Here is a 2,138-nt window from a genome sequence, read left to right on the forward strand (position 1 = left end):
GGCGACGGCCGAGGGCAACGTCCAGAATCAATGGAATCAGGTGCGACTCTGGCTCGTGGGCTTCGCCATATCCCTCGATCGCCCCTGCGACGTTGAAGTAGCGCAACGCGGCATAGCGCAGACCATGAATCTCACTCATCCAGCGCATCATGGTCTCTGAGAGCAGCTTCGACTCGCCATAGGCATTGGTCGGTTGCAGTTTGGCCGTCTCAAAGATCGGCGTCGACTCCGGCTCTCCATAGCAGGCGGCGGTGGAGCTGAAGACGAGTTTGTTGTGTCCGGTGGCTAACATTGCCTCCAGCAGGCTGAGGGTGCCGCCGGTATTGTTACGGAAATATAGTTCCGGCTTCTTCATGCTCTCGCCGGCTTCGATAAGGGCGGCGAAGTGAAGAACGGCATCGAACTTGCCTTCCTGGAGCGTCTTCTCGATCAGCTGGCGATCAAGCAGATCCCCCTGAATAAAGGCGGCTTGTGCGGGAAGAGCACTTGCTTTTGCGTGACAGAGATTGTCATAAATGGTGACTTTTGCTCCCTGTTGCAACAAGATACGGGAGACAGTCCCACCGATATACCCGGCTCCGCCGGTCACCAAAAAATTCATCGAAACCAATTTCCCTCTACCTGCAACCAATGTATCAGCGACTCCCACTCAGAATTAGGACAGACCTGGTGGTGGAAACGCCCTTGCGGAGCAAATTTAATGGGTTGGAGGTTCGATCCCGCGGTCGACTGATTCATGACTTTTTTCATTGCTTTCGCCGATGCGATTCAGGAAGATAGGGGTATACCCCCCGGCTCGAGGCGATATTCCCCGAGTTGTACCTTCGCTGTAGCACGGCCGAGCCGATCTGTATGTTAGAGCCTTTGCTGCTACATTCTTGCTTTGAGCCTGCCCTTGGTAAATCGGTTCCTGCTCCTGCGACCGTTGCCGCAAGAATGCGTCAGTGTGAGGACGAGGAAAGCGCATTTTTGAGGATGGAATAACGATGGCGAGACAGACACAAACCGGATACACCGGCCAGCGCGTAATGACCGCGCAACAGAACGACATTGCCTTTTCGCACTTCGGAGTCATGCATACCGGGAAGCAGGGCCGGGGCTCTCTGTTTTCTGCACTCGTCATTAACGTGACCTTGTTGGTGGTTGCCCTCATTCTCACTGCGGCCGCAAAGAAGGTCTCAGAGGCTCATAAGGTCACCATGCTGACGGCTCCTTCGACGCCGCCACCCAAACCCGAGCCGAAGCCGGAGCTCCCAAGGCCCAAACCCCTTCCTAAGCCACCGGTCATTCCTCCTACGCCGCCAAAGATCAAGATTCCTGAGACCAAGCTGCCCGACATACCAAAGCCGCCTCAGGTCAAGATGGAGACGCCGAAGCCTGTCGTGCTTCAGCCGGCGCCTCCCAAGCTGGTTCAGCCGCCTCCAGCTTATGGGACCGCCGTCGACCAAGGTGAATCTTGGTTCGGGGTCTCCGAACGGAACGCTTGGCGGCCGGGACAATGCGGCGCAGCCGGTGCAGGGTGTAAAGCTGGGTGTTGCCGGTGGAACTGGTCCGTTGAATTCCACCGGACGGGTTGCCGGACCTGTAAATCTGGGGCAGGCGGCGCCGCCGCCGATGCCCAAGCCGGTAGCGCCAACTGCTGTATCCGGTGCGACTCCGCCGAAGGTGCTGTACAAGCCGAAGCCGGAGTATACCGACGAGGCGCGTAAGCTGCATTTGGAAGGAACCGTCTACGTAAAGGTCCGTGTGACTGCCTCCGGAGCAGTGCAGGTGCTGGGAGTCAGCAGTGGTTTGGGACATGGTCTGGATGAGGCGGCGGTCCGTGTCGTTCAGACGATGAAGTTCTCGCCGGCAATGCAGAACGGCCAGCCAGTGGACTGGTCAGGCGTTGTGAACGTAGGCTTTCAGATGTTGTAGGGCTTTCAGTTTCTTGGTGTTCATTTTTGAATGGTTGTAGTTGAAGTCATTATTGAAAGAAAGCGGCTTTTCCCCCGCCTAGGAGTCAGGAAGATATGATTTTTCGTAAAGCTTGCATGGCAGGTCTCGCCCTCGCCTCGATCGTGGTGCTGGCGGCACCCGCGCACGCAATTAAAATTCTGCCGGGCAAGAAAAAGCAGCCAGACGACACCGGATACACC

General features: G+C 56.8%; 2 protein-coding genes. One reads left to right on the forward strand and one right to left on the reverse strand.

The genetic code is table 11. The features are described 5' to 3' along the window. Window positions 1-601 (reverse strand): NAD-dependent epimerase/dehydratase family protein (locus AB4043_RS25425; protein WP_442308511.1); only part of this gene is annotated, 601 nt, incomplete at its 3' end. An 827-nt stretch (window positions 602-1,428) separates the two neighbouring features. Between AB4043_RS25425 and AB4043_RS25430 the strand changes: the two genes are divergently transcribed. Continuing rightward, on the forward strand, window positions 1,429-1,917 hold the full coding sequence (locus tag AB4043_RS25430) for an energy transducer TonB (protein WP_442308512.1): 489 nt from the start codon (window positions 1,429-1,431) through the stop codon (window positions 1,915-1,917). Window positions 1,918-2,138 lie beyond the last annotated feature (221 nt).

The organism is Terriglobus sp. YAF25 (assembly GCF_052113305.1).
GTDB lineage: Bacteria > Acidobacteriota > Terriglobia > Terriglobales > Acidobacteriaceae > Terriglobus.